The sequence below is a fragment of the Halobacillus sp. ABD4_316 genome (assembly GCF_056161385.1).
The window spans coordinates 663427-688379 of sequence record NZ_JBSWZA010000002.1; the positions used below are offsets into that span (position 1 = coordinate 663427).

Below are 24953 nucleotides of genomic sequence, written 5' to 3' on the forward strand. Positions count from 1 at the left end.
GGCTAAGTGGAATAGTGGGGAGCCTAAATGAAATTGAATTTGAGAAAAGCTTTCCAATCATCATTTGTAAAAAATGTACTTATCATGGCTACTGGTGTGGCTGGCGCACAGGCAGTAACTGTTGCTTTATCACCAATAATAACAAGATTATATGGGCCAGAAGCATTTGGCATTATGGGAACATTTAATGCTATCACTAAAATTATTATACCGATAGCAGCACTTTCATACCCTGTAGCAATAGTGCTCCCGAAAAATGATAATAATGCTAAGGGTTTATTGAAATTATCATTGTATATAACTTTAATTATAGCAAGTATTTTCACAGTGATACTATTTTTATTCGATGAATCATTAGTATCTCTATTCAAATTGGAAGAGATTGCTCCCTTCTTATATCTAATTCCACTTGTAATTTTGTTTGCAGGTCTTATGCAAGTTTTACAACAATGGTTTATTAGAACTAAACAATTTAAAATAACTGCTAAAGTTAATTTTTATCAATCCATTATCACAAATTTTAGTAAAGTAGGGATAGGGCTGTTTTACCCTTTTGCCTCCGTTTTAGTAATTTTGCAAGTGACAGCGAACGGTCTTAAGGCTCTAATGATGATACTTCAGGCAAAGAAATCTAATCACAAAGCCACTGTTGTTTCTGAGGATAAATATAAAAAGGTTTCCATAAAGACCCTTGCTAAAACACATAGAGACTTTCCTTTGTACAGGGCTCCAGAAGAGTTTCTCAGTGCATTATCCCAAAGCTTACCTATCCTGTTATTAACTTCATTCTTTGGTCCTGCTGCAGCAGGTTTCTATAATATTGGCCGCACAGTATTAGCTTTGCCTTCTACTTTAATAGGTCAATCGATCGGGGACGTCTTTTATCCCCATATTACTGAAGCAGCGAATAAAGGAGAAGAAATAAAAAGTAAAGTATTAAAAGCTACATTAGTCTTAGCAGGTATTGGATTAGTTCCTTTTGGTATGGTTATCATTTTTGGGCCAACACTCTTTGAGTTTATTTTTGGTTCCGGCTGGAATGTTGCTGGTGAATACGCAAGATGGATTGCTTTAACTTCTTTCTCTACTTTTATTAATAAGCCTAGCGTAAGAACAATACCAGTATTATCTGCTCAAAGGTTTTACCTAATTTTCACCATAATTAGAATGTTACTGCTTACAACAGCACTTGTTCTAGGATTTGTAGTATTCAATTCTGATGTTGTAGCGATTGCATTGTTCGGAATTACAGGAGCATTATTAAATTTAATGTTAATTTGTATAGTTTTAACATTGAGTGGTAAATATCAAAAATGGAATTTACAGTGATATTCAAAACTGTATTACTTTAATTTAAATAAATAGTAGAAGGGAATAAATAATATGTACAAAATAGCAGTAGCTGGAACGGGATATGTTGGTTTAGTGGCAGGAGTTTGTTTTGCAGAGATGGGACATCATGTCACTTGCGTAGATATTGATGAGGAGAAAGTTAACCATATGAAAGCCGGTGTATCTCCTATATATGAAAAAGGTTTAGAAGAATTAATGCAGAAAAATTATGCTAACGGAAGAATTGATTACACGACTGATTACAAAGAAGCTTACAAAAATGCAGATGCTGTGTTTTTAGGAGTTGGAACACCCGAAAAACCTGATGGGTCAGCTGACTTATCTTATATTGCAACAGTTGCTAGACAAGTTGCAGAATCAGTTGAAAAAGATTGCTTAGTCGTTGTTAAATCAACAGTTCCTGTTGGAACAAATGATAAAGTTGAGCAATTTATTCAGGATTTCCTCGTAAATGATGTAAATGTTGAAGTTGCATCCAATCCAGAATTTCTTGCACAAGGGTCGGCTGTACACGATACGCTTCATGCTGAAAGAATCATTATAGGTACAGAGACCACTTGGGCAGAACAAATTCTTCAAGGAATATACAAGCCGTTCAATCTGCCAGTAGTCTCGGTAAACCGTAGATCAGCAGAAATGATAAAATACGCTTCTAATGATTTCTTAGCTTTAAAAATATCATATATGAACGATATAGCTAATCTTTGTGAGTTAGTAGGTGCAGATATTAAAGATGTGGCCGAAGGCATGAGTTATGATGGGCGTATTGGTTCCAAATTCTTAAATGCTGGGATTGGGTTTGGTGGTTCCTGTTTTCCAAAGGACACGCAAGCGCTTGATTATTTAGCCCAACAAAATGGATATGAGCTTAAGACCGTAAAAGCAGCCATTGATGTAAATAAGAGTCAGAAAACTTCTTTATATAAAAAAGCAAGTAATCGATTGATTACATTTAGTGGATTAAAGGTAGCTGTATTAGGTTTAACATTCAAACCAGGAACTGATGATCTGCGTGAAGCACCTTCATTAGATAACGTTCCACTACTATTAGACCAAGGCGCAGACATCTATGCATATGATCCTGTAGGGGTGGAAAACTTTTCAAAAATCTATCCGGAAGGTCCTAACCGACAAGGATCTATAACGTATGTTAATAACGTAGAGGAAGCATTAAACAATGCTAACGTTTGCTTTGTATTTACAGAATGGGGGGAGGTTAAAGCTGTTACTCCTGAGCTTTACCGTGGCTTAATGCGTACTCCGTTAGTTTATGATGGTAGAAATATATATGACATTGAAGAAATGAAAAAAGCTAAAGTAGAATACCACTCTGTCGGTCGAGAACCAGGGAGAGTAGAGGTAATGAGAGGAGAAGCATATGAGCTACAATCCAATTGACACTAGTAAAAAATATTTAATCACTGGCGCAGCTGGATTTATTGGCTACTATCTTTCCAAAAAGCTCTTGGGTCAAGGGTGTACAGTTATTGGATTAGATAATATAAATGAATATTATGATGTAGGACTAAAGGAAACTCGATTGAGCGGTCTTAAACCTTATAATAATTTCACCTTTCTTAAGGAAGATTTATCAAATCAAGATGCTATTAGTTCAATTTTCAAAGAGTTCAAACCAGATATTGTTGTGAATTTAGCTGCTCAAGCTGGTGTTCGATATTCTATTGAAAATCCAGGCGCGTATATGGAGAGTAATGTAGTAGGGTTTTATAATATATTAGAAGCTTGCCGGCATAATCCTGTTGATCATTTAGTATATGCATCTTCAAGTTCTGTCTATGGCGCAAATAAGAAAGTTCCATTCGAGGAAAAGGATTTTGTGGATACACCAGTTTCTTTATATGCGGCTACTAAAAAGACTAATGAACTAATGGCACATACTTATAGCCACTTGTATAACATTCCATCAACAGGTTTAAGGTTTTTTACAGTTTATGGTCCATTGGGGCGTCCTGATATGGCATACTTTGGTTTTACAGATAAATATTTCTCAGGTGAACCTATTAAGATATATAACAATGGCGACTTTCAGAACGATTTGTATCGTGATTTTACTTACATAGATGACATTGTAAGTGGTATTGAACGATTACTTAGTAATGAGCCTGGCACTGATCAAGGTGCTCCACACAAAGTATACAATATAGGAAACAACAGCCCTGAGAAATTAATGACTTTTATTGAAGCTTTAGAAAATGCATTAGGTAATGCCCTTGGTAAAGATATTGAGTTTAACAAGATTTATGAACCAATTAAACCAGGTGATGTACCTGCTACATATGCTTCCACTGATCAACTCCAAGAAGCGGTGGGTTTCAAGCCGGAAACGACTATTCAAGAGGGGCTTCAGAAATTTGCTGATTGGTATGTGAATTATTATCAATTAAAATAATTTTCTATTAGTAAAACTCCTTAAACATCTGAAAGTTTAAGGAGTTTTATGCTTACGCTGATGTTGGATTTAGCTGTAAGGAAATTTAGTTCATAGACCTAGAAGGCGGCTTAAAGTATGAAACTACACGATCTAGAAGTTATGTACACATATGTTAATGGAGAAAGAGTATATCAATCTGGACATAATTAAAAAGTAAATTTAGCAAAACAATAGAGGGAGATTGAATAATGGAGGAAAGACAAACTTTAAAGAAATCATTAAAGCCTCATTGGGTATGGGCAATCGCACTTGGTTCATCAATAGGGTGGGGGGCTTTTGTACAACCTACTAATTGGATTGAAACCGCTGGTCCTCTGGGAGCAATACTTGGATTTGCTATCGGTGGACTATTAATGATGTTAATTGCGGTTAGTTATGGTTTTCTTATTAAGAGCTTCCCAGTATCGGGAGGAGAATTCGCTTATGCATATATTAGTCTAGGGCGAACGCATGCATTTATCTGCGGATGGTTTTTAACTCTTGGATATATTTGTATTGTCGCATTGAATGCTTCAGCCTTCGCATTAATGTTTAAGTTTGTATTTCCACAGTTCATTGAAAGGCTTTATCTTTACCAAATTGCTGGTTGGAATATTTATGGTGTAGAAGTTATTTTGGCTACATTGGTATTATTGTTATTCGGTTGGTTCAATGTTAGAGGCGCTGCTTTATCAGGGAGGTTGCAATTCTATTTCTGTACAGTAATGGTATTAAGTGTTGTAGTTCTATCAATTTTAGTAGGTGGGCAACCAGATACTGGTTTATCCAATGTTCAGCCATTTTTCCCTATGGAAACAACAGCTTTTGCTGCAGTCATCGCAATTGTTGCAATTGCACCATGGGCTTATGTAGGGTTTGATAACGTTCCTCAACTTGCAGAGGAGTTCAATTTTTCATCTAAAAAAGCATTTAAATTAATTATCAGCGCACTTTTTTTTACTGCAATGCTATATATATTGATGATATTAGCTACGGCTATGGCTCGCCCTTGGGAAAGTTTGGTTTCCCAGAATTTCTTGTGGGGGACGGGAACTGTTGTGAAAAATCTATTAGGTACATTTGGTTTAGCCATATTAGTTATTGCAGTTTCTATGGGTGTCTTCACAGGTCTAAATGGATTTATGGTTTCTTCAAGCCGTCTATTATTTGCAATGTCTCGAGCTAAAATTATACCTGATATCTTTTCTAAATTACATCCCAAATACAACACGCCATATATTGGCTTTATTTTTACAGTCGCTATAGCCTTATTAGCACCATGGTTTGGGCGCCAAGTACTAATATGGGTAGTGGATATGTCTTCTATTGGTGTCACAATTGCCTATTTTTACACATGTTACACAGCATATAGTTTATTCAAATGGAACTTGAATTCGGATTTTAACCCTTCAATCAATGTGGTCTCTCCTTTGAAAAAAATTCTAGCTGGATTAGGTGTATTAACGAGTATTACATTTTTATCATTATTATTAATTCCTAGTTCCCCTGCATTTTTAGGTATAGAATCAAGGATAGCGCTCATAGTGTGGATAATATTAGGTGTTAGTTTTTATTTTGTTAAGCGTAAAGATCTTAATGAAATATCAGATAGTGAGATGAACTACTTAATATTAGGTACTGAAGAAGTCGTTGCGAATAATAAAAACGATAAAATCGGTGCTTAATACTGAATTCTAAAGTTGCTAAATAATTTTATATTTGCATTAAACAGTAACGTTTAAAAGTCTGCCAAATAGAACGGCAGACTTTTACTTTTGTATTATTCGTGCATGAGTTTTCATTTTTGTCGCTTGTCCTTCTCTCCCTTCATCCGTATTATCTTCAGTAGGTATTCAGTAGTAAGATAAAACAGCATGACAACCGTAGAACATATTGAAATATCGTAACGGGAATAGGTGGATTTCTGACCTAAAGAACTAATTCCATAATCCGTCAACTTATGGAGTCGGTTGTAGTGATTATTCGTAAGAGAGATATTTAGTATAGTCATATGGGACCGTTAATCATTTATTAGCGTGCCTGTGCCACCGATTGAAGAGATGAAAATGATAAGATTATGCAGGTTGATCTAGTTGCTGATATGTGGAGATCTTACTCAAATGCATCAATTGGCTTGCTCTAGTATTTCTCGACTGTTTTGGTTAGACCTAGTGAATATTAGAGGGTAGTGTGCAGGATAATATTATCCTCTTTAAAATTTACAAAATTAAATGCAGATTTATTTAGCAAATCCTGAATTCAAAATATATAAGGATCATTTTTAAGCATAGATAATATCTCTTGAATGGCTTCTGATTTCGTAGGGGCTTCCGCTTTAATATGGGTCTGTTTCCAAGTGGTCATGGCCATAATAGGATTTTGGCCGAGGAATTCAATACAGATGGAAGAAGTTGAGGTGGGGAGGAGTAGATACTCTTTCTTTATAGAATCAGTCATCGTTTTCCTCCCCTTTGTTGTCTAATGGAATGGATGGGATCAGTTGTTTAGGATGGACGTCCAACGCATGAGCTAAATAGTAGAAGTTCGTAATGGACGGGTTTCTTCGTCCACGTTCTATGCCGCTGATATACGTCGGGTGCATGCCAGCCCGGTACGCCAGCTCTTCCTGGGAAAGCCCCTGCGCTAACCGTAGATCCCTTAAGTGTTTTCCGACTGCTTTTTGGATGAGTGTATGAGGTATTGGTTTCATAAGAAAATCATCGTATGGATTGGAAGGAACAACCATAGACGATGAGTCAAGTTGCCGCTTTCTTCTAAGAAAGACTTATTTTTTAAGGTGAAAGTAGGAGAACGTGAAGACTCCGGTCAGGTTCAGTGAGAATGATGATGTCTTTCTTTACCTCATGAGTATTTAACATGAAAAGAAGCGTATCACCTTGGGATTCTACCAGAAGTGATACGCTTCTTTTATGGATTTTTTTCTTATATATGGAAGATTAACCGGATTTCTCCAGCACCAGATTCTCTTCTTTCGCTTTACCAGTCAGCACGCTCACAACCCCCATAATGATAAAGGCTGCAGCGGCACTGAAGAACATGGCAATAAAGATATTTCCGAATACGTTCAGCGTTGTAAAGGCGACATATAAGGAAGCACCCGTTACCACAGCGGCGATTGCGCCGTAGTGATTCGCCCGGTTCCAGAAATACCCGAGGGTGATCGGTGCGATGATCCCGGATATGATTGCGGAGAAGCTGAACTGGATCAGGAAGGCCAGCGACTCTGGTCGTTCCAGTGAGAAATAGAGGGACAGCAGTCCGACGACGATCAGGGAACCTTTGGCCACTTTCAATGACTTGTTGTCCAGCTCCTGGGCGGACATTTTCTTCGAGGACAGGATTGGTGCGACGACGTGGTACAAGTCGTTCCCGATGCTTGTCGTAATGCCTAGGTACAGGCTGTCTGTGCTCGATAAGATCGCGGAGATGATGCCGACGATCATGATGGCTGCGATGACACTCGGGAAGGCCTCGATGACATAGGTCGGAATCGCTGCATCGGCACTCTGCAGGCTCGGGAACAGGACGCGGGCGGCGAGTCCGCCGAGGACCATGAGCGTGGATATGATGCACAGCACCAGTCCTGCGGATAAGGTGAACGGAGCCAGGTCTTCCTCTTTTTCAATCGAGAGCACTTTGTTTAACAGGTGCGGCATTAATACGAAACTGAAAAGCAGGAACTGGACGGCCATGATGGCGAGCGCACTGTTATAGGGGCCGCTGTCGGCAATGGCGGCGGTCAGGTTCGGATCGATGCTGTGCAGGCGGTCGGTCAGCACACCGAAGACGTTCCACCCTCCACCGATTGTCCAGAAAAAGGATACGACGATGAAGGTGGAAGTGACGGCCATCAGAATGCCCTGGATGCCGTCGGTAATGATCTGTGCGAAGGCGCCGCCAAGGCCGATGTACAGAATCGTGATGGCGACACCGATGATGATGCCCCAGGAGTAGGGGATGCCGATGACGGTTTCAAAGATGGTCGCAAGCCCGACATTCTGCCCGACGATATAATACACATTGAATAAGATCAGTAAAGAGACGATCGCCTGCAGGGCTTTCGAGTTATAACGCTTCCCAAGCCACTCGGGAAGGGTCGACACGTGACCGAATTTTTTCCCGTACCGCCAGAACGTTTTGGCAAAGAGCAGCAGTCCCACCCAGCTGACGCCAAAGCAGCCGAGGGTGTACCAAAGGACGGCGGTGCCGTGTTCGTAGGCGAGTCCCGGCACACCGATGAACAGGTTGGCGCTGGCGTAACTGGTGGCGAAACTAGCTCCGACAAGCCAGGGGCTCACTTTTCCGCGGGCCGTTGCAAAGCCGGCCATCGACTGGCTGTGCGCCCGCCCTTTTTTACCGACCCACGTCACAGCGGCAAAGTATACAGCTAGTAAAATAATGACGGTCCATAGCAATACGCTGGAGCTTGTAAGCATCGGTTAACGTTCTCCTTTCTTCGTCGTGTAGAAATTCTTCCATAGGATTAATCCGAGCAGCCAGAATAGGGCTACTGCGATGAAGTACGTAAGGATCATGTGGTTACCTCCTGTTTTTTAAAGAATGGCAAGGGGTGCGGACCGACGTCCGTGATGTCGATTTCGACGTTCAGGTTATGAGTTAAGGCGTCTTCTTCTACCAAGACGTGCGTCAACAGCGAAGGTCCTTCCTCAAGGGCGACGACGCCGACGACATAAGGCGTGTGTTCCTGCCAGGCGGGATGCCCCGCGCGGTGGATGACGCTCCAAGTTTTCAATTTGCCTCGTCCGGATGCTTTTTTCCATGTTAACGAACCATGAAAACAGTGGGGACAGTGTGCGCGGGGATAGAAGACCCACTGCTCACACTTGTCACACTGCTGAAGGCTGAGATGTCCGTCCTGGATGCTCTCCCAAAAAGGCTGGCTGATGGGGGTGATCGTTGGACCGGGTAGTGAAATGTTTGGCTGCTGGCTCATTGTTCTCCTCCTAACACGAGGGCTGTTGTTTCGCTTAATGTAGCGCCGTTTCCTGTCACCAAGGCCTGTGCGGCATCCGGGATTTGACGGTTCCCGGCTTCGCCTCGCAATTGATGGACGGCTTCTACGACATGGGACATGCCGCCGGCCAGGTCGGCCTGGCCGAAGCCCAGCTGGCCTCCGTGGGTGTTTAATGGATAATCCCCGTCATGTCCGAAGCTGTGGTTTTTGACAAACTCTCCGAACTCCCCGGGCTTACACAATCCTGCACTCTCCAGGGTGATGGCGACGACGCTCGTATAGCAGTCGTACAGGGAGAAAAGGTCGATCTCTTCCACGTTGGTCCCGGCTTGTTCCAGCGCTCTTGGAATGGAAGCGTTGAACGGCAGGGCGTCCAGGGATGGTGCCTGGCTGACCGCACGGTGGGTGATTTTTTCCCCCGCTCCTTTCAAATAGACCGGCTTATGCTTCCCGTTCGCTGCTTTTTCCGGAGAAGTGACGACAACAGCTGCTCCCCCGGCCACCGGCATGACGATTTCCAGCATGTGAAGCGGATCGGAAATCATCGGAGAGGCGGAAATATCTTCAAGGTCGAGCGGTTTATTATAAAAAATGGCATCCGGGTTCAGCTGGGCATTTTTTCTGTGCCACCAAGCGATTCTTGCAAAGTCTTCCTGAGTGGATTCGTATTCTTCCATATGCTGACGTTTTAACAGGGCATAGGACGTATTCGCTCCGGAAGCCCCAAAAGGTACATCAAATTCACGGATCGGATTGCGGTTGGGGGAGCGTAGTGTTTCCCCTTTTTCATTTTTGTTCGCCAAAACACAGACGACGGTTTCACACATGCCTGCCTGGATGGCTGCGGCTGCTCTCCAGATCATCCCCGGTCCGGTCGCACCGCCGAGATCGACGGTGTTGGACATCGTGGGATCGATTCCTAAGTATTCGGAAACCGTCGCCGGCACATGCTGCGGCGTCTCCCCGACTTGAGGTCCGACGAGGAGGCCGTCGATGTCATCCTTGGAAAGGCCGGCATCCTGGACGGCGAGACGGACGGATTCTGCGATCAAGCTTAAGGTGGTTTTTCCTTCTGAGTAACGGACGGGCTTCAATTCACCGATGCCGGTGATCGCCCCTTTTATGAAGGTGGTCATTACACGAACGTCCTTTCTGAGAGCTGGCGGAAGGCCTGCAGACTGGATGGGTTGCGCAGAGAAGCTTCATTCTTCACTTCTTCTCCCAAAGCGGCTGTTTTCGCTGCTCCTTCGACTCTTTTTCCATTGATGGTATGGGGGATTTCCTCCACTTGATAAATCCGCTTCGGTACATGGCGTGGAGAAGCTTTCTTCCTGATCTGTCCGCGGATGTCTTTCGCCAAGTCTTCCGTCAGCTGCTCGGTCACGATGCAGAGGACGATTTCTTCATCATGATCCTTCAGGGATCCGAATACGACGCTGTCTTGAATGGCCTTGATATGATCCACGACCCCGTAGATTTCTGCCGTTCCGATCCGGACGCCGCCGGGATTCAAGGTCGTATCCGCCCGTCCGTAAATGATGAAGGACTGATCGATGGTTTGTTCAGCTAAGTCCCCGTGTGTCCAAATCCCCGGCCGCTTGGAGAAGTAACTCTTCCTGTAGCGTTCTTCGCCGCCTTCACCGAAGAAGGTGAGTGGCATACTTGGGAATGGTTTCGTACACACAAGGTCGCCTTTTTCTTCGTAGACCGATGCGCCGCGCTCATCCAAGACATCCACCGCCATCCCTAACGCTTTGCAGGCGATTTCGCCCTGCTTCAGAGGGTGGACCGGAGAGCCCATCACGAAACAGCCGATGATTTCCGTTCCGCCGGAAATGGAAGCGAGGAACAGATCCTCTTTGATGGTTTGATAGATCCAGGTGTACTGCTCGGGTGCCAGGGGAGCTCCGCACGACTGCACACTTTTCAAGGAGTGAAGCGAATGACTGCTTTTCAAATCCACTTCTTCTTTCATCAGTGTGTCTAAATATTTCGGGCTTGTGCCGAAATGGGTGATACCGGCTTCATCCGCAATGTCCCACAAATGGGTGAGGGAATCCTTTCTTACGGGAGAGCCGTCATACAACAGGATGGCCGCTTCACTGGCGAGTCCGGAAACGAGCCACGGATACATCATCCAGGCGGTGTTGGTGTACCAGAACAACACATCATCCTGCTGAACATCACAGTGGAGCTGGTGTTCTTTTACATGCTGCAGGAGGGTGCCTCCGACAGAATGGACGATCGCTTTCGGAAGACCCGTCGTTCCGGATGTATATAAAATATACAGGGGATGGTTAAAAGAAACGGGTTGAAACACTGGCTCTTCGGCTTCATTGCGGCACAATTCGTCCCAGGATAGAGTATGGATGTCTTCAATCGACGTTTCTCCTCCGAACGTGACGACCGCGGATAGTCCTTCCAGATGCTCGGTCGTCTGCTTAATTTTATCTTCGATATCGAAGGGCTTCTGCTTATATTGATAGGAGAGTGCCGCGATCAATACTTTCGGTTTCACCTGACCAATGCGGTCGACGATTCCTTTTGTTCCGAAGTCCGGGGAGCACGACGTCCAGGTGGCGCCTAAGGATGTCGTGGCAAGCAGGGCGACGAGTCCCTGGATATCGTTCGTCGTGATGCCGGCGACACAGTCACCTTCCTGGACACCTAATTGTTTTAACCCTTCCTGGGCTTTGGCAACGGATTGTTTCAGTTCCTGCAGCGTGATGCTTCGGGTGAGGCCTTCCTCATTCGCTTCATAGGCCGCGATCCGGTCAAGCGAACCGCGCAGCAGGTTTTCAGCGAAATTCAAGCGGGCCTCCGGAAACCATGCACTATCCGGCATCGAAGGACCGGGAACAAACACACGGTCTCCCTTTTCTCCAATGATCCCTGCGTAATCCCATACGGCTGACCAAAACTCGGAAAGGTGGGAAACGGACCAGCGGTGGAACCGTTCATAAGGGAAAAGCGCCTGATTGGTATAGTCAGCAAAAGCTTTGATATGCGACTGTTCGATGCGTTCGTTTGATGGTTCCCACAGGTAAGGGGAACGCTGAGCGGTAATGGGTGTATTCATGGGACTTGTCTCCTTTCGAATTATGAATGGGGAACGTCGATCAACAGGGCCATCCCCTGGCCGCCACCGCCGCAAAGGGAAGCGATGCCTTTCCCTCCGCCGCGTCGTTTCAGTTCATGGGCAAGCGTCAGAACGAGCCGGAATCCTGTCCCGCCTAAAGGGTGGCCGAGAGCGATCGCGCCGCCGTTCACATTGACGCGGTCATAATCAATTCCAAGTTCCTGGCAGCTGGCAATCACGACACTGGCAAAGGCTTCATTGATTTCAAACAAATCGATATCGTCCGTGGTCAACTGGTGTTTGTCTAACAGCTTCTGAATGGCCTGTGATGGTTTGGTTTGTAAGCTCGGATCCGGTCCGGCAATCTCTGACCAGTCGATGATTTCCGCCAGAGGCTGTTGACCGAGGGCTTCCGCTTTTTCCTTCGTGGTAACGATCCCAACGCTCGCGCCATCCGTCATTTGAGAGGCATTGCCTGCGGTGATCGTGCCTTCGCGTGAAAAGGCGGGAGAGAGATTTGATAATTTTTCGGTTGTCGTCCCTTTACGGATGCCTTCATCTTCTGCGAGTCGTTCAGTAAAAGGAGCGATTTCCGGATCCAGCCAGCCATTTTCCTGAGCGTCTGATGCCCGCTGCTGGGAAAGGGCGGCGTATTCATCTTGTTCCTCCCGGCTGATGTCGAAGGAGCGGTTTTTCTCATCGGTGAGAGCTCCCATCGATACATCGCTCAAGGCGCACCATAACCCGTCGTTCAGTAAGGTGTCCTTCAGCAGGCTGTGACCAAGTCCGGAGGAAGCTCGGACAGGAGCGGTATGAGGAGCGTTCGTCATCGAGTCGAATCCGCCGACAATGTACAGCTCTCCTTCCTTCAATTGCAGCCTGCGAGAGGCGTCGGTAACTGTAGCGATGCCTCCCAAACAGACATTGTTCAGTGTGATAGCGGGCGTACCGATATCCACCCCCGCCTGATAAGCGGCCTGTCTCGCAGGATTTTGGCCGCCTCCCGCCTGAATCACTAGGGCGAGCAGGACACCATCGGCTTGTTTCGCGATCGGATTTCTCTCTAATAGAGCGCTCAGCGCATGAGACCCAAGTTCTCCTGCGGATTTCTTTTTTAAAGCCCCTTTCCACTTACCGAAAGGGGTGCGGATGCCGTCTAGAAGTACTGTCGTCATATATGGAACAACTCCTGTTTTTATAATAGTAAGAGCCCTCTTCACAAAAATAAGAAGAGGGCTCTCGGCTCTTCTTATCTTCCAGGATCATCTCCTGCAGGAATTAGCACCTTTTCAAGCGTCTGCTTGCTGGTTGCCGGGCGTCAACGGGCCAGTCCCTCTGCCTCTCTGGATAAGAAATCGGTATTCAATTGGAAACATATAAAACCTCTCTATCAAAGATAGAGAGGTTAGAGATTGTAAGCATCTCTTATCTTCCTGAGCATTCACTCAGTAGGATTTGGCACCTTGCTATGCACATAGCGGTTGCCGGGTTTCACAGGGCCAGTCCCTCCACCTCTCTGGATAAGATGTTCTTCCTTTATTTGGTTAAGTGCCATGTTAGCAGGGGAAAGGATAGGTGTCAATGGATTTGATAGAAAAGTTAGAAAATTCATTTTGTTCTGTGACTGGTGGTGAACGTGTGAACCGCTTTAACATTAGGGCTTGCCGATTCTTTCAATTATGCGGGGCACTTCACGAGAAAAATGAAGGCATCTATCAATTCGTCCATCATCCATTCTCCGATGGTTCCTGCGGCTACATAACGTTTCACTGATTAGATGATACCTTACAGGTAGAGCTGCTTTTAGATCTATGAGCAGAGATTTTAATAACTTTCGATATTCATAAATGGATAATGATTCAGCCTCTTTTGTCTTTATGAGATAATGGGTATGGTAATTACTGATACTATTCAATAAAGGAGTTTTACTATGCCGGAATATGTTGGTTACATCGGTACGTACACCAAACAGGAAAGTAAAGGCGTCTATCAGTTCACCCTTGATACAGATGCTAAGGAACTGAAAAACGTTCAGTTGGCTGCAGAACTGCAGAACCCTACGTACGTTACAGTAAGTGACGATCAAAAAAATCTTTATGCGGTTTCTAAAGACGGGGAAAGCGGCGGCGTCACGTCCTTTTCCATCAATAAAGAAACGAGAGAACTCACAAAATTAAACGCTCAGACAGCTGCGGGCTCTCCGCCGTGTCACGTGAGCGTGGATCATTTGAATAACAATGTTGTCACGGCTAACTATCATACAAAAGAAGTGGTCTCCTACCTGACGAATGAAGATGGATCGTTGAATCCTGCAGTTTCAATCGTGGAGCATGAAGGTACCGGCCCTCATGAGCGTCAGGAAAAGCCGCACATGCACTATGCAGGCTTTACCCCTGATGAAAAATACGTGATAGCGATTGACCTTGGCAGCGATCGTGTTATTACTTACGCCGTAGACAATGGCGAGTTGAGCCAGGTGCAGGTGTTCAACACGAAACCGGGTTCCGGTCCGCGTCACATTACTTTCCACCCGAACAAAAAGTATGCCTACGTGATGACGGAGCTCAGCTCAGAAGTGCTTGTCCTTCATTATGATGAAAAGGACGGCAGCTTCACCGAGCAGCAGGCCATTGCGGCGATCCCTAAGGACTTTGATGAAACCAATGATGGCAGTGCCATTCATATTTCCTCGGATGGACAGTTTGTTTATGCCGGCAACCGCGGGCATAATTCCATCGCTGTTTATGAAGTTAACCAGGATACAGGGAAACTTACTTTTGTAGAGTGGACCTCGACAGAAGGGAACTGGCCGCGTGATTTCGTGATGGATCCTTCCGAGGAGTTCCTGATTGCGACGAACCAGAAGTCCAATACGATGACGTTGTTCGAGCGGGACAAATCAACCGGCAGGCTGACGCTTGTTCAGTCCGATGTATTCGTACCCGAGCCGGTCTGCGTGAAGTTTATAAAGTAAATAGACAAATAGGAAGAAGATGGCGTCCCATAGAGGGAAGTCCTCTTCTTTTTTATGGAAAAAGGGACAGTCATACACCCCCGGCCGTTTGAGTATAGTTAATTACTCCCCATTATATGGAACTAAATCAGGTGAAGGGAGGAAGGTACATAGCAGGCGGGGAAACACCTTCAAGGGCGAGGGAGGTCGCTGGATGGAAGTATGTAAACACTGCGATCATGAGATGGGCGGGGAAGAAACTTTCTGTACCGAATGTGGTGCACCCAAGGATGCTCCGCTGACCCGGTCGGAAGCAAAAGCGCCAAGACCACCGATGCCGCGGAAAAAGAAAATCACGCTGATCTCGATAGGGGCGGTTTTTGTTGTGCTGCTGACTGCTCATTTGATTTTGTCATCGATGCTTGACCCGACGACGAAGATTCGGGCGATGGATCGTGCGGTCACGAATAATGATGCGGCGGCTTTTGTAAGCGAGTTGTCCCTGGATGAAAAAGCATGGCTGAATGAGAAGGAATACCTGCAGTATTTGAAGGAAAACGACTGGGAGACCATCCGTGAGCAGATGCTGGATGCCGTCAGCGGACAACAGCGGTTCGATACCATCATCCGCGATGAATACGGCAGCCCGATTTTGTCTGTCAAAAAGACAGCCGTAATCCCTGGGATGTACAAGACGTATGAAATTGAAGCGGTTCCGACGGAGATCAGATTCTTAACGAACATGGACGAGGCTTCCTTTACAGTCGGCAAAGAAAAAATCACCGTGGAGAATGCTGGCGAGGACGAAGTCACGGTCAAAGCCTACCCTGGTCTGTATAAGGTGAAGGGGGAGGCATCGAACGTATATGGAAGTTCCAAAGAAACGTGGGAATACCAGGTGCTGGCGGAGGAATCGGATTATTATATGGAACTATATTTTGCAGGGACTACGTACGATGTCGATACCAACCAGCCGGAAGCGATTCTTTTTGTAAACGGAAAGAGTACGAAGAAGTCGCTGGATGAGCTTGGAGTCATCGGTCCTGTGCCGGACGGAAACAAGCTGGTCCTTCATGCGGAGTGGACAAACGATAAGAAAGAGGTGGTCAAGTCCGGACAGATCCGTACGGAGGATGGCGATTACTGGGGTGAGCTGAGTTTTTATTTTGAGGAAGAACTGGAGGAACCGGTCTTTGAATACGTACCGGAATCGGATGACTCTGAAGCGGCCGAGGCTCACGTGCTCGATTTCCGGGAGGTCTATGAAGAAGCGTTGAATGCGGAGGACTTCTCGATGATTGCTCCTTTCCTCGAGGATGGCAGTCAGGCTTCCGCTGAGTTTAAGGACTATTTGGACGGGATCTCCGGCAAAGGCTTCACCTATGCGTTCACGGAAAATAACATTGTGAAATCCACGGCCTATGGAGTGGATGGCTATGTGGTGACGACGGATGAAGCGTTCATCTTTACCGACTCGGAAGGAGAAAAAACGCACTACGAGCGGACGAAGGATTATACCGTAATCAAAGACGGGGACAGCTGGAAAATCGAAGAGGTAGCCATCAATGAGACCAATCGTTCAGACGGGTGACTTCTAATGAAGGGGATGGGATGTTATGCATTGTGCGACATGCGGAAATCCATTGAATGAAGACAGTAAATTCTGCGGAAAATGCGGGGCCTCTGTTCTTGCGGAGCATGCATCGCCATCGACGGTGGAAGCGGCTGCATCACCTCCGCAGAAGGATTATACAGAAACGGCTAAACAGACAGGGCGTCAGTTTTACCGTTTTGCCCTTCAAGCGCTGCAGGAACCGTTTCGGGCCAGTCAGCGGGCGGATGCTTCCCACCGGACCAATGGTCTGATTGCTCTGCTGCTGCTCGCTTTTCTCATGCCGTTCTTTTCGTACTTAGCGGCGAGAAACGCGGCGAGCGGCCTGTGGGCCTTCGGGGAGTCCGTACCGGATGTATTCTTTGGTGTGCTCGTTCTGCAGCCCTTTTTATATCAACTGCTCTTTTTAGCGGTGTTTATCGCGGTCAACCTTGGTGTAGGCAAATGGATGCGGGTGGAGATCACTTATATGAGCGTTCTGGCAAAATACGGATCGCTCGTCATCCTTCCTGTGACCGGACTTCTTGCCGCCAATCTGTTTATGCTGCTATCGATGAATACGGTTGGGACGTTTTTCTTTTTTGTCAGTATTGCGTTATACGTAACGGCAAGTACGGCCCTTTTATTCTCGATTTATTCGGGTGGGGAAGCTAAAGGATTGGATGTGTTTTACGGCGTCATAATGACGAATGTGGCGATGGCGTTTTTCTTTTTGATCGTGATGATGAGTATGATTGACCGGATGATAGGGGAAATGGGTGTGCCGTATGGATGGTAATAATCTTATTGTTCTTTTTAAAGTGGACTTGTTAAAACTCTAATAGATGTGTATTTTTTCGTTTTTCTTACTTTCATGTTATAAGTCATCTCTAAATGGCAAATAGTTTGCATGATGTTTCATTTTGAATAAGAAAAGAAAGCTATTGCTCACTCTATTAATGTTAGCTGTTTAATAATTGTTAACAAATATGATTAGCATAGTTGTGTTTATTCACGAAACATAAAAATATCACTAAATTAAAACAAGCACCCTCCTCAATTGTTAAGAAAGGATGGTGCTTGTTTTATGGGAAAGTCCCTATTAGTTTTTTAACTATTAGTGACTTTCGTTATGTAAGGGAGATAATTATTTACGCTTTGTAATCTGGATTTGATTGTTCGTATCCGGCATAAGTGTCTATATCTGTATTTCCATCCCCATCTCTCCAGTATCCCTCTATCCATTGGCCATCTCTCCAATGCCCTTCTACATAATGAGCATCTACATGATGAGTGTTCGGGTTTTCTATCGATGTCTTTTCTGTTGGATCGTATTCATTTGGGGTGCTGTCGAGAGAACTTACTTGATTGCTATGTATTCCACTTTCGCTGCCATTTATATCAATCACGTCTCCCGCATCAAGTATGCTAACACCTAAAACTCCAACAGCGGCAGTAGTAGTGACATTTTTCAAACCCTCCTTCCATCTTTTTTCATCACCCTCCACAACACCATTCGCTACTTCAGAAATATTAGTAGCTGTATGTTTGATAGTGTTTCCAACTCCTTGGAAGGTCTTTCCCACCCCGTCATTTAAATCTTTAAATGCATTAGCTTGATGTTTAGAATCTTGCTTTATTGTACTTTCAGCTAGTCCGTAAATGCCACTGGCCGTTTCCCCTATTCTCTCGCCTGCAAATTTTGTAGAGGTTTGGATCCCTTTTCCAACTCCACTAATCCACTCTCCAGCTTCTTTATTCCCTTTTTCAGATATTTTCTTACCAACCCACTTAACTGGCTCCCCTGTAACAGTACCTACAATGTCTCCAAGCCCTTTTCCAAGTTCTTTTAAAAATCCCATATAACTACCCCCCTTTTATGATTCTTTATGACTAAGTCTATAATACTATATAGGGGATGGCAACCTATTATGAGAAAATATTCTCATGTATATTTTTTATTCCCCTGTCTTTTTTACCGATATATATATTGTGGTTGTTAATTATGAGTAAATTATAAAAATATATATGTTTAATGAAAAACATTATAGGAGGATGTAATGAAGTTATTATCAGTTCTAATAAGTGTGATTTTATTCTTTATGATGCTAGTATCACCTAGGGTACATGCAGAAGAAAAAGACCGTCTGGCCGGATCCAACCGCTTCGAAACAGCTGTAGAAATCTCCAAGTCAGGCTGGAAAACAGCGGATACTGTGATCCTATCCACGGCATACAACTTTCCCGATGCGCTTGCAGGCGGACCTCTGGCAAAAGAAATCGACGCTCCCATTCTTTTGGTACAAAAAGATCGGCTGACTGACACGACCCGCGCTGAAATGGAGCGCTTGAAGGCATCCGAAGTTATCATTCTTGGAGGCAGGGGTGTCATTTCTGAATTAGTTGTAACAGAAGTAAAAGCAATGGGACTTACTATTGAGCGGATTGGCGGAAAAGACCGCTATGAAACAGCAGCAAAGATTGCAGAACGGATGGAGAAATCGGATACAGCATTTGTTGTCTACGGCGATAATTTTCCCGATGCTCTCTCCATTGCTCCCTATGCCGGCCAGGAAGGACACCCGATTTTGTTGACGCGTACCGCTTCCCTGCCGGAGGTTACCAGGGAAGCTCTCCGTTCTGTTGATCATTCCTTTGTGATCGGAGGTTCGTCGGTGGTCAGTGATGAAGTGATGAACGAATTGCCTGATGCCACGCGTGTCTCTGGAAATAACCGTTTTCGCACATCGGCTGAAATTATCCGAAGGTTTCAAATGGACGCAGACAATGTCTACATCGCCACCGGTTACAGCTTTCCGGATGCATTAACAGGATCGGTGCTCGCCGCAAAAAACAACGGGGCGGTCATTTTAACAAAAACAGACAGTCTTCCTGTAGAAATGAGCTATCTGCTGAATCAGAAGGTATTTGAAAGAGGGGTTGCCCTTGGAGGGACGAAGGCTGTTTCGGAGGAAGTCATATCTTTGGTAAAGATCATGATTGCAAGGCTGAATTTTTACAGTTGTCCAGTTTAGATTGATTAAAATTCAATTATATCCAGTTACCTGGAGGTATGGATGACTTAAATAGTTTATGAAGATCATGCGTTTTTCCTAATTTGGAAGACGCATTTTTTGCTGTTTTTCTAACTTCTAAATGAATGTGAATCAATGGTGGATTTAGTCTTATTAAGGGGATAATGTAGGTAGTTTTATCGAAATGATGTATTATACCATTCTATATAAAGAACGCACAAACATGAAAAATGTCCCTTTTATATGGTAAAAGGAGTAATTTATTGAAAAAATATGATTTGATGTTCTTTATCAAGAAATTAAGCCTTTTTCAGGGATTTCCATTTAGTATGTAAGGGCTATATAATCAGGTTACAAATTCTTTATAAAGAACGAAGCGTAGCTCGAAAGAACGACACGCTTCCAAAAAGGGGTGAAATCCTCTGCAGTCTAAAAGGGCTAAATTTAAAGAACAATGGAGAATGAAAGCATTGAAAAAAACGAAGCAGTTGACAGTAGGTGTGGCCGTCAGTTCTTTAATTGTTGGAGCAAGTTCTCATTTGGTGGGAAGTACCTTCGGAGCTTTTAACAGTAAAGATACATCTACCTCAGAAATTCAGGCATGCGAGGTGTTCCCTGCATACATAAATGAGCAGTTGCAGGAATTGAAAAAACTTGTAGATGAATATAATATCCATTTCGATGAAATTCCGAAAGTAAACAGTTATTCCGGTGACTTCAAGGATATCGATAATATTGATCAATATTCGGTCGATGAATTGCTTAATGAAAAAAAACGCATGAATAACTTTGTTGAAGATGTAGATAAAGCCATGGATGACCTTAAAAATTTAGAAAAAGAACTGGGAGATTCACGGAAAATTCTAGAAGCAGACAGTATGGCTGTATATGAGAGTTTAAAGGTGATTTCCAGCCTTCCTGAAAAAACGATATCTTCCTGCTTGCAAGGCTCTTACCCATCTGCAGGTCAGAATTTAGTAGAAGCTTTTAATGAACATGGTTTAGACGATAGACAAGTAAACGACCTCCTGAATTACTTTTCTCATAATCAATTTACACAGTCCGATACGCCGGTTATAGGGGAGTCGACACTTACAAACATGGAAAGTTCCTTTCAAGATAAGATTATTAGTTCTGAGGAAAAGATAGAAACCAGCAAAAAGGAAATGAATGCAAAAAAACAAGAAGTGAAGTCCTCTTTGGAGAATGTTGAAAAGGCAATTGAAAAATTGAAGAAAGAGGAAGAGGCTGAAGAAGCTGCCGCTAAAGCAGCTGAGGCAAAGGAAAAAGAATCTGAAGCAGCAGAAAAAGAACGTAAAGCCAATACAGAAACAGATGATCAAAAAGGGTCTTCTCAAAAAAAATCCGAGAAACCCCCTGAGGATAACCAGGAACCAACAGATACTCAATCAGAACCTAAGGATAATCAGCAAAATTCCAAGTCTTCAGAAACAGATATAAAAGAAGAAGATGACAATACCGCAACTTCAGAAGGAACCTCGAATCAATCAGTAGATTCTTCCACACCTGAAGAGAAAAAAAAGAAAAATGAAAAAGAAAGTGATTCAGAAGCTTCTGTGACGAGCCAGGAGCAGGAAACTGAAGAGAAGAAAAAGGCAAGTGATGTGGATGCAGCCGTGACCAAGGAAGATGTAGAAAAGTCCAGTCAAGACAGCGAAAAAGGGGATGCACATGAAAAGGATACTAAGTAATCTGGTGACTTTTGTACTCTATGGTGTACTAATTTTCATGGTGGTTATTGTCGGAATATCTAAGGTTTCCGGCGGCGAATCGACGTTTATGGGATATCAGTTGAAAACTGTTCTTTCCGGATCAATGGAACCTACTTTTCAAACGGGGTCCATCATCGCTGTTGAACCAACAGAAGATGGCACAGCTTATAAAGAAGGAGATATCATCACTTTCTTACGTGAGGAAAATGTCTTGGTTACTCACAGGGTTATGGAAGTGAAAGGATCCGGGGAAAACGTTTCTTATATAACTAAAGGCGACAACAACGACGGGGTCGATTTAGAACCTGTCCTGGCGCCAAATGTGATGGGTAAATATACAGGATTCACCATTCCTTATATCGGCTACATGATGGATTTTGCGAATTCAAAACTTGGATCACTGCTTCTACTGGTTGTACCGGGCATTGGGTTGTTTGGTTATGGCTGCATCTCAATCTGGCGTGAGCTTTCGAAGATTGAAGAAAAGAAGGAAGAATCAGAAGAAAAATCTGCAAAAGTTTGATCAATGGTTGTACTCCTTGTACATAAGCAAGGATTCAATATATCACATATTTTTCAAAGGGAGGAAGTTTGTATGGGTTTGAAAAAGAAATTAGGGTTGGGTGTAGCATCAGCAGCTTTGGGATTGTCTTTGGTCGGAGGGGGAACATTTGCCTACTTCAGTGATTCAGCAGAGGCTAGCGGATCCTTCGCGGCTGGTACATTGGATTTATCCGCTCAACCTACAACTGTCATTTCCGTAGATAATCTTAAGCCGGGAGACACGATGTTACGTTCATTTGATTTGGTGAACGGTGGAAGCTTGGATATCGGTTCTATTGAACTGGCTACAGATTATACAGTTAAGGGTGCTGGAAACAATAATGGAGATGATTTTGGTGATCATATTCGTGTTAACTTCCTGTTTAACGCGGACAAGCTGGACACTCCAATTTACTCTACCACTCTATCGGAGTTAAAGTCTATGAGTCCTGATGTTATTGAAGGTAACATCCTTGGAGCATGGCTTGCAGAACGTGGTGGGAAACTGGCTGCTAATACTTCTGACACGCTCTACGTTCAGTATGAGTTTGTAGATAATGGAGAAGACCAAAACCACTTCCAAGGGGACTCTCTATCTCTAGAATGGACATTCAATGGTATGCAATCTGAAGGCGAAGCACGCTAATACAATAGTCGGGGGATTTCCTCCCCCGGCTTTTATATTTTAAATTTAAGGAGAATACATATGAAAAATCCAAGTCTCTTCTTAAAAATCATTTCCATTTATAGTATCTTCATCTTACTCTTTGTCCTCTTTAACCCCGTGGGATCCACACAAGCTTTGGAGAATCAGTCCAGAATTAATATTTCTACTTCACAAGATCGAATGTTAAATATAAAAAACTTCAAACCCGGTGACTATGCCGTCCGGTCGTTCTCTTTAGCTAATGAAGGGACGGAGGCTGTACAGTATGCTATGACTTCTTATCTTAAACAAGGATCCGAAAAATTTTATGAGCAGCTGCAATTCATCCTGGAGATAAATGGTGAACAGACCTATGCCGGGCGTTTGTCGGATTTTCAAGACGTAACTTTAAAGAGTCTGGATGCCAATCACTTGGATGAAATGAAAGTTCGGATTGAATTTCCTTATGAATCAGGGAACGAATTTCAAGGATTGAAATCCGATGTCGTTTTCCAATTTTATGCTGAATCTTTCCTTCCATCACCAAACAGTGGAGAGGGTGGTGGATTACAGGAACCATTCATTGATAGATGGAAGGAAGAACTCCTTCCTCAAACAGGAGAGAATTCTCCTTGGGCGTATTATATAACAGGCGCAATCCTTATGATAACGGGAACTGTTTATTATATGTTGAGTCGAAAACGTAGACAGAACCATGAAGTTATGGGAGCAGAATCTTCTTAAGGTTTTGCTCTTTTTTTATAGGAGGGATTAAAGTGGCACGTGGTGCGGTGGTGCTTATCGTAATAGGTTTGAGTATTATGGTTTATCCGTGGTTGGAGGATCGTGCAGCCATTGTTAGGACAGACCGGTATGTACAACAGCTTGAAAATGGAGAATGGCCCCGGAAAGTCCATGCTCAACAGGAATATGAGTTAGAGGATGTAAGTGAGATGTTAGAGGTTGGCTTGAAAGAGGGGATTCCCGCTGGTGATGAGGATGGAGACATTATTGCACTTATTGAAATTCCTTCCATTGATTTGAAACTGCCTGTGTTCACGGGTGTCAGCGAATATAATTTAAACTACGGCGTCGGTTATATGAATGGGGAAAGAGAGTTTGACCATAATGGTAATGCGGCTTTAGCTGCTCATCGCGGATATGCTCACGGGAAATTATTCAACCGCTTAGATGAAGTGGAAAAAGGTGATCATATCCAAGTTAAAACAGAGAATAAGGACTATATTTATGAAGTACAACGTACTTTCCTAGTGGGACCTGATTACTTAGAGGTGTTGGAACCTATTGAAGGAGAAAGTTGGATTACCTTAATCACGTGTGATCCCATTCCAGATCCTACACATAGACTGATTGTACAAGGTGAATGGGTCAAATAAAACGAGAAGGAGTGGTTGAAATTGAAGAAGTGGAAGACGGGGCTGATCCTGGTCAGTGGAGTAACAGCGATCATTCTGCTTAATGAAACGACATCTTTTGGAGCGAAGATTCTGAGTAGTGGATCTGAGCCGGCAGTAGAAGTCAACGAAGAGGTGCCTTCTGGTAAACAGCTGATAGACAAGTCTTTGGGAGCCATGAGCAGCGTAGAAAGCTTCCATTTTCTAAGTGAAGAGTTGAAAGATTCAGGAGAAGTGGAAGTCATGATGGAAGGGTATTACTTAGCGGGTGATACGCCGAAGATTTACACGAAAACCACATCCATGCAAGGAAAAGAGCCACTTGAAATGTATGTGGAAGGGGAGCACCATTATATTCAAGCGGGAAGCGAATGGATCCAGCTTCCTTCAACTAGTAATAAAACTCTTTCTTTGAATAACCTTACAACCGATCCATTTGATGGATGGACTGATATGGAAAGTTTTGTTGTGAATATGGACAAAAATCATTATGTTTTATCCAAGGAAACAGATGTCTCCACTCATGAAAAGAAGAAGGAAGAAAATCCGAGTGATTTCAAAAGCGAATATCCTGTGGAAATGGTAATTGATAAGGATACTTATTTAGTAAAGGAATACAAAGTGGAAACAAGCGATGGGACGTTTATTCATACGCTTAGTTCTGTGAATCAAGTTGAGGAAAGTATTTTTCCTCAGGTAAAGGCTGAAGGTTCATATGATAGAAACGATGTTCAAAAATAAACAGAGGCTGCTGAAGTAAGGTTGGTTTTTACTTAGTTGGAAAAAGGTCTGGGTGCATACACCCAGACCTTTTTTTAGAAATTAAGCTTGTTGGACAGAAGGGGCAATGATGTCCTGCTGCTCAAGAATTTCACGGTCTCTCTGGTTCTTTGGTAGATAGCCTTTTTCAAGGAGTCCCTTGATGTAAATCTTATTATATACGAAAGAAAAAATGATACCTGGTATCCAAGCTCCAAATCCAAGAGTGAAAATACCTGCCAGTAAGGCTGTGATAAACATGATTGCAGACCATTTCAAGTCTCCTCTGATCAAGGCAGGGATGAATCCGAAAAAGAATGTCGTCCAACTGAACCCTACTTTGACTTCTTTTACAACCCCCGCATTGTTTTGTAAGCTGACTTCCATTATGTAACCCCCCTAAAATCGATTAGGTGACT

At 43.8% G+C, this 24953-nt stretch carries 23 protein-coding genes and 2 riboswitches; of the genes, 14 read left to right on the forward strand and 9 right to left on the reverse strand.

Going from position 1 to position 24953, the window contains the following annotated elements; translation table 11 throughout:
- The first annotated feature begins 27 nt into the window (after positions 1–27).
- The 4 genes from ACXAJH_RS10305 (at position 28) to ACXAJH_RS10320 (ending at position 5469) form a co-directional block, all read left to right on the forward strand.
- Positions 28–1329 (forward strand): lipopolysaccharide biosynthesis protein, encoded by a 1302-nt coding sequence (locus ACXAJH_RS10305; protein WP_474993824.1) that lies wholly within the window; start codon positions 28–30, stop codon positions 1327–1329.
- Between the two features lie 54 nt (positions 1330–1383).
- Positions 1384–2751 carry a UDP-glucose dehydrogenase family protein gene (locus tag ACXAJH_RS10310; protein WP_474993826.1) on the forward strand — a complete coding sequence of 456 codons (1368 nt, stop codon included), beginning with the start codon at positions 1384–1386 and terminating at the stop codon, positions 2749–2751.
- Positions 2732–3763 (forward strand): GDP-mannose 4,6-dehydratase, encoded by a 1032-nt coding sequence (locus tag ACXAJH_RS10315; protein WP_474993828.1) that lies wholly within the window; start codon positions 2732–2734, stop codon positions 3761–3763. The genes ACXAJH_RS10310 and ACXAJH_RS10315 overlap by 20 nt, the downstream gene beginning before the upstream one ends.
- Positions 3764–3993: 230 nt before the next feature.
- Positions 3994–5469 carry an APC family permease gene (locus ACXAJH_RS10320; protein ID WP_474993830.1) on the forward strand — a complete coding sequence of 492 codons (1476 nt, stop codon included), beginning with the start codon at positions 3994–3996 and terminating at the stop codon, positions 5467–5469.
- Positions 5470–6043: 574 nt separating this feature from the next.
- On the opposite strand, the gene ACXAJH_RS10325 is transcribed toward ACXAJH_RS10320, so the two are convergent.
- The 7 genes from ACXAJH_RS10325 to ACXAJH_RS10355 all read right to left on the reverse strand — a co-directional run bounded on the left by ACXAJH_RS10325 (position 6044) and on the right by ACXAJH_RS10355 (position 13034).
- Positions 6044–6241, reverse strand: coding sequence for a hypothetical protein (locus ACXAJH_RS10325; RefSeq protein ID WP_474993832.1), 198 nt, complete (start codon positions 6239–6241; stop codon positions 6044–6046).
- Positions 6234–6494: a helix-turn-helix domain-containing protein gene (locus ACXAJH_RS10330; protein ID WP_474969628.1), complete on the reverse strand. Its 261-nt coding sequence runs from the start codon at positions 6492–6494 to the stop codon at positions 6234–6236. Before ACXAJH_RS10330 ends, ACXAJH_RS10325 begins: the two co-directional genes overlap by 8 nt.
- A gap of 247 nt (positions 6495–6741) precedes the next feature.
- The gene (locus ACXAJH_RS10335) at positions 6742–8241 is read right to left on the reverse strand and encodes a sodium:solute symporter family transporter (RefSeq protein ID WP_474993834.1); all 1500 of its coding nucleotides are present in this window, start codon (positions 8239–8241) and stop codon (positions 6742–6744) included.
- Positions 8242–8336: 95 nt separating this feature from the next.
- Positions 8337–8759, reverse strand: a complete 423-nt coding sequence (locus ACXAJH_RS10340; RefSeq protein WP_474993835.1) for a Zn-ribbon domain-containing OB-fold protein — start codon at positions 8757–8759, stop codon at positions 8337–8339.
- Complete coding sequence (locus tag ACXAJH_RS10345; RefSeq protein ID WP_474993837.1) at positions 8756–9916, reverse strand: thiolase family protein; 1161 nt, start codon at positions 9914–9916, stop codon at positions 8756–8758. Before ACXAJH_RS10345 ends, ACXAJH_RS10340 begins: the two co-directional genes overlap by 4 nt.
- Positions 9916–11859, reverse strand: coding sequence for an acetoacetate--CoA ligase (locus ACXAJH_RS10350; protein WP_474993839.1), 1944 nt, complete (start codon positions 11857–11859; stop codon positions 9916–9918). Before ACXAJH_RS10350 ends, ACXAJH_RS10345 begins: the two co-directional genes overlap by 1 nt.
- Before the next feature lie 20 nt (positions 11860–11879).
- The gene (locus ACXAJH_RS10355) at positions 11880–13034 is read right to left on the reverse strand and encodes an acetyl-CoA C-acyltransferase (RefSeq protein WP_474993841.1); all 1155 of its coding nucleotides are present in this window, start codon (positions 13032–13034) and stop codon (positions 11880–11882) included.
- Between the two features lie 71 nt (positions 13035–13105).
- Positions 13106–13213, reverse strand: a riboswitch (SAM riboswitch).
- A gap of 68 nt (positions 13214–13281) precedes the next feature.
- Positions 13282–13386: riboswitch (SAM riboswitch) on the reverse strand.
- Between the two features lie 403 nt (positions 13387–13789).
- On the opposite strand from ACXAJH_RS10355, the gene ACXAJH_RS10360 reads away from it, so the two are divergent.
- The 3 genes from ACXAJH_RS10360 (at position 13790) to ACXAJH_RS10370 (ending at position 17202) form a co-directional block, all read left to right on the forward strand.
- Positions 13790–14833, forward strand: a complete 1044-nt coding sequence (locus ACXAJH_RS10360) for a lactonase family protein (RefSeq protein ID WP_474993842.1) — start codon at positions 13790–13792, stop codon at positions 14831–14833.
- A 193-nt stretch (positions 14834–15026) separates the two neighbouring features.
- Positions 15027–16403: a TcaA NTF2-like domain-containing protein gene (locus ACXAJH_RS10365; RefSeq protein ID WP_474993844.1), complete on the forward strand. Its 1377-nt coding sequence runs from the start codon at positions 15027–15029 to the stop codon at positions 16401–16403.
- A gap of 25 nt (positions 16404–16428) precedes the next feature.
- On the forward strand, positions 16429–17202 hold the full coding sequence (locus tag ACXAJH_RS10370; RefSeq protein WP_474993846.1) for a zinc-ribbon domain-containing protein: 774 nt from the start codon (positions 16429–16431) through the stop codon (positions 17200–17202).
- Between the two features lie 352 nt (positions 17203–17554).
- On the opposite strand, the gene ACXAJH_RS10375 is transcribed toward ACXAJH_RS10370, so the two are convergent.
- Positions 17555–18265 carry a hypothetical protein gene (locus tag ACXAJH_RS10375; RefSeq protein WP_474989989.1) on the reverse strand — a complete coding sequence of 237 codons (711 nt, stop codon included), beginning with the start codon at positions 18263–18265 and terminating at the stop codon, positions 17555–17557.
- Between the two features lie 198 nt (positions 18266–18463).
- On the opposite strand from ACXAJH_RS10375, the gene ACXAJH_RS10380 reads away from it, so the two are divergent.
- The 7 genes from ACXAJH_RS10380 to ACXAJH_RS10410 all read left to right on the forward strand — a co-directional run bounded on the left by ACXAJH_RS10380 (position 18464) and on the right by ACXAJH_RS10410 (position 24516).
- The gene (locus tag ACXAJH_RS10380) at positions 18464–19438 is read left to right on the forward strand and encodes a cell wall-binding repeat-containing protein (RefSeq protein WP_474989987.1); all 975 of its coding nucleotides are present in this window, start codon (positions 18464–18466) and stop codon (positions 19436–19438) included.
- Positions 19439–19899: 461 nt separating this feature from the next.
- Complete coding sequence (locus ACXAJH_RS10385; protein WP_474993848.1) at positions 19900–21150, forward strand: hypothetical protein; 1251 nt, start codon at positions 19900–19902, stop codon at positions 21148–21150.
- Positions 21131–21694, forward strand: coding sequence for a signal peptidase I SipW (gene sipW / locus ACXAJH_RS10390; protein ID WP_281658649.1), 564 nt, complete (start codon positions 21131–21133; stop codon positions 21692–21694). The genes ACXAJH_RS10385 and sipW overlap by 20 nt, the downstream gene beginning before the upstream one ends.
- A 72-nt stretch (positions 21695–21766) precedes the next feature.
- Positions 21767–22360 carry a CalY family protein gene (locus tag ACXAJH_RS10395; protein ID WP_474993850.1) on the forward strand — a complete coding sequence of 198 codons (594 nt, stop codon included), beginning with the start codon at positions 21767–21769 and terminating at the stop codon, positions 22358–22360.
- Positions 22361–22420: 60 nt separating this feature from the next.
- On the forward strand, positions 22421–23104 hold the full coding sequence (locus tag ACXAJH_RS10400) for a TasA family protein (protein ID WP_474993852.1): 684 nt from the start codon (positions 22421–22423) through the stop codon (positions 23102–23104).
- A gap of 32 nt (positions 23105–23136) precedes the next feature.
- A complete protein-coding gene (locus ACXAJH_RS10405; RefSeq protein ID WP_474993854.1) occupies positions 23137–23757 on the forward strand; it encodes a class D sortase in 621 nt (206 codons plus the stop codon).
- A gap of 21 nt (positions 23758–23778) precedes the next feature.
- On the forward strand, positions 23779–24516 hold the full coding sequence (locus ACXAJH_RS10410; protein WP_474993856.1) for a hypothetical protein: 738 nt from the start codon (positions 23779–23781) through the stop codon (positions 24514–24516).
- Positions 24517–24597: 81 nt separating this feature from the next.
- Here the strand turns inward: ACXAJH_RS10410 and ACXAJH_RS10415 are convergent, their stop codons facing one another.
- Complete coding sequence (locus ACXAJH_RS10415) at positions 24598–24921, reverse strand: DUF2628 domain-containing protein (RefSeq protein ID WP_281658644.1); 324 nt, start codon at positions 24919–24921, stop codon at positions 24598–24600.
- Between the last annotated feature and the right edge of the window lie 32 nt (positions 24922–24953).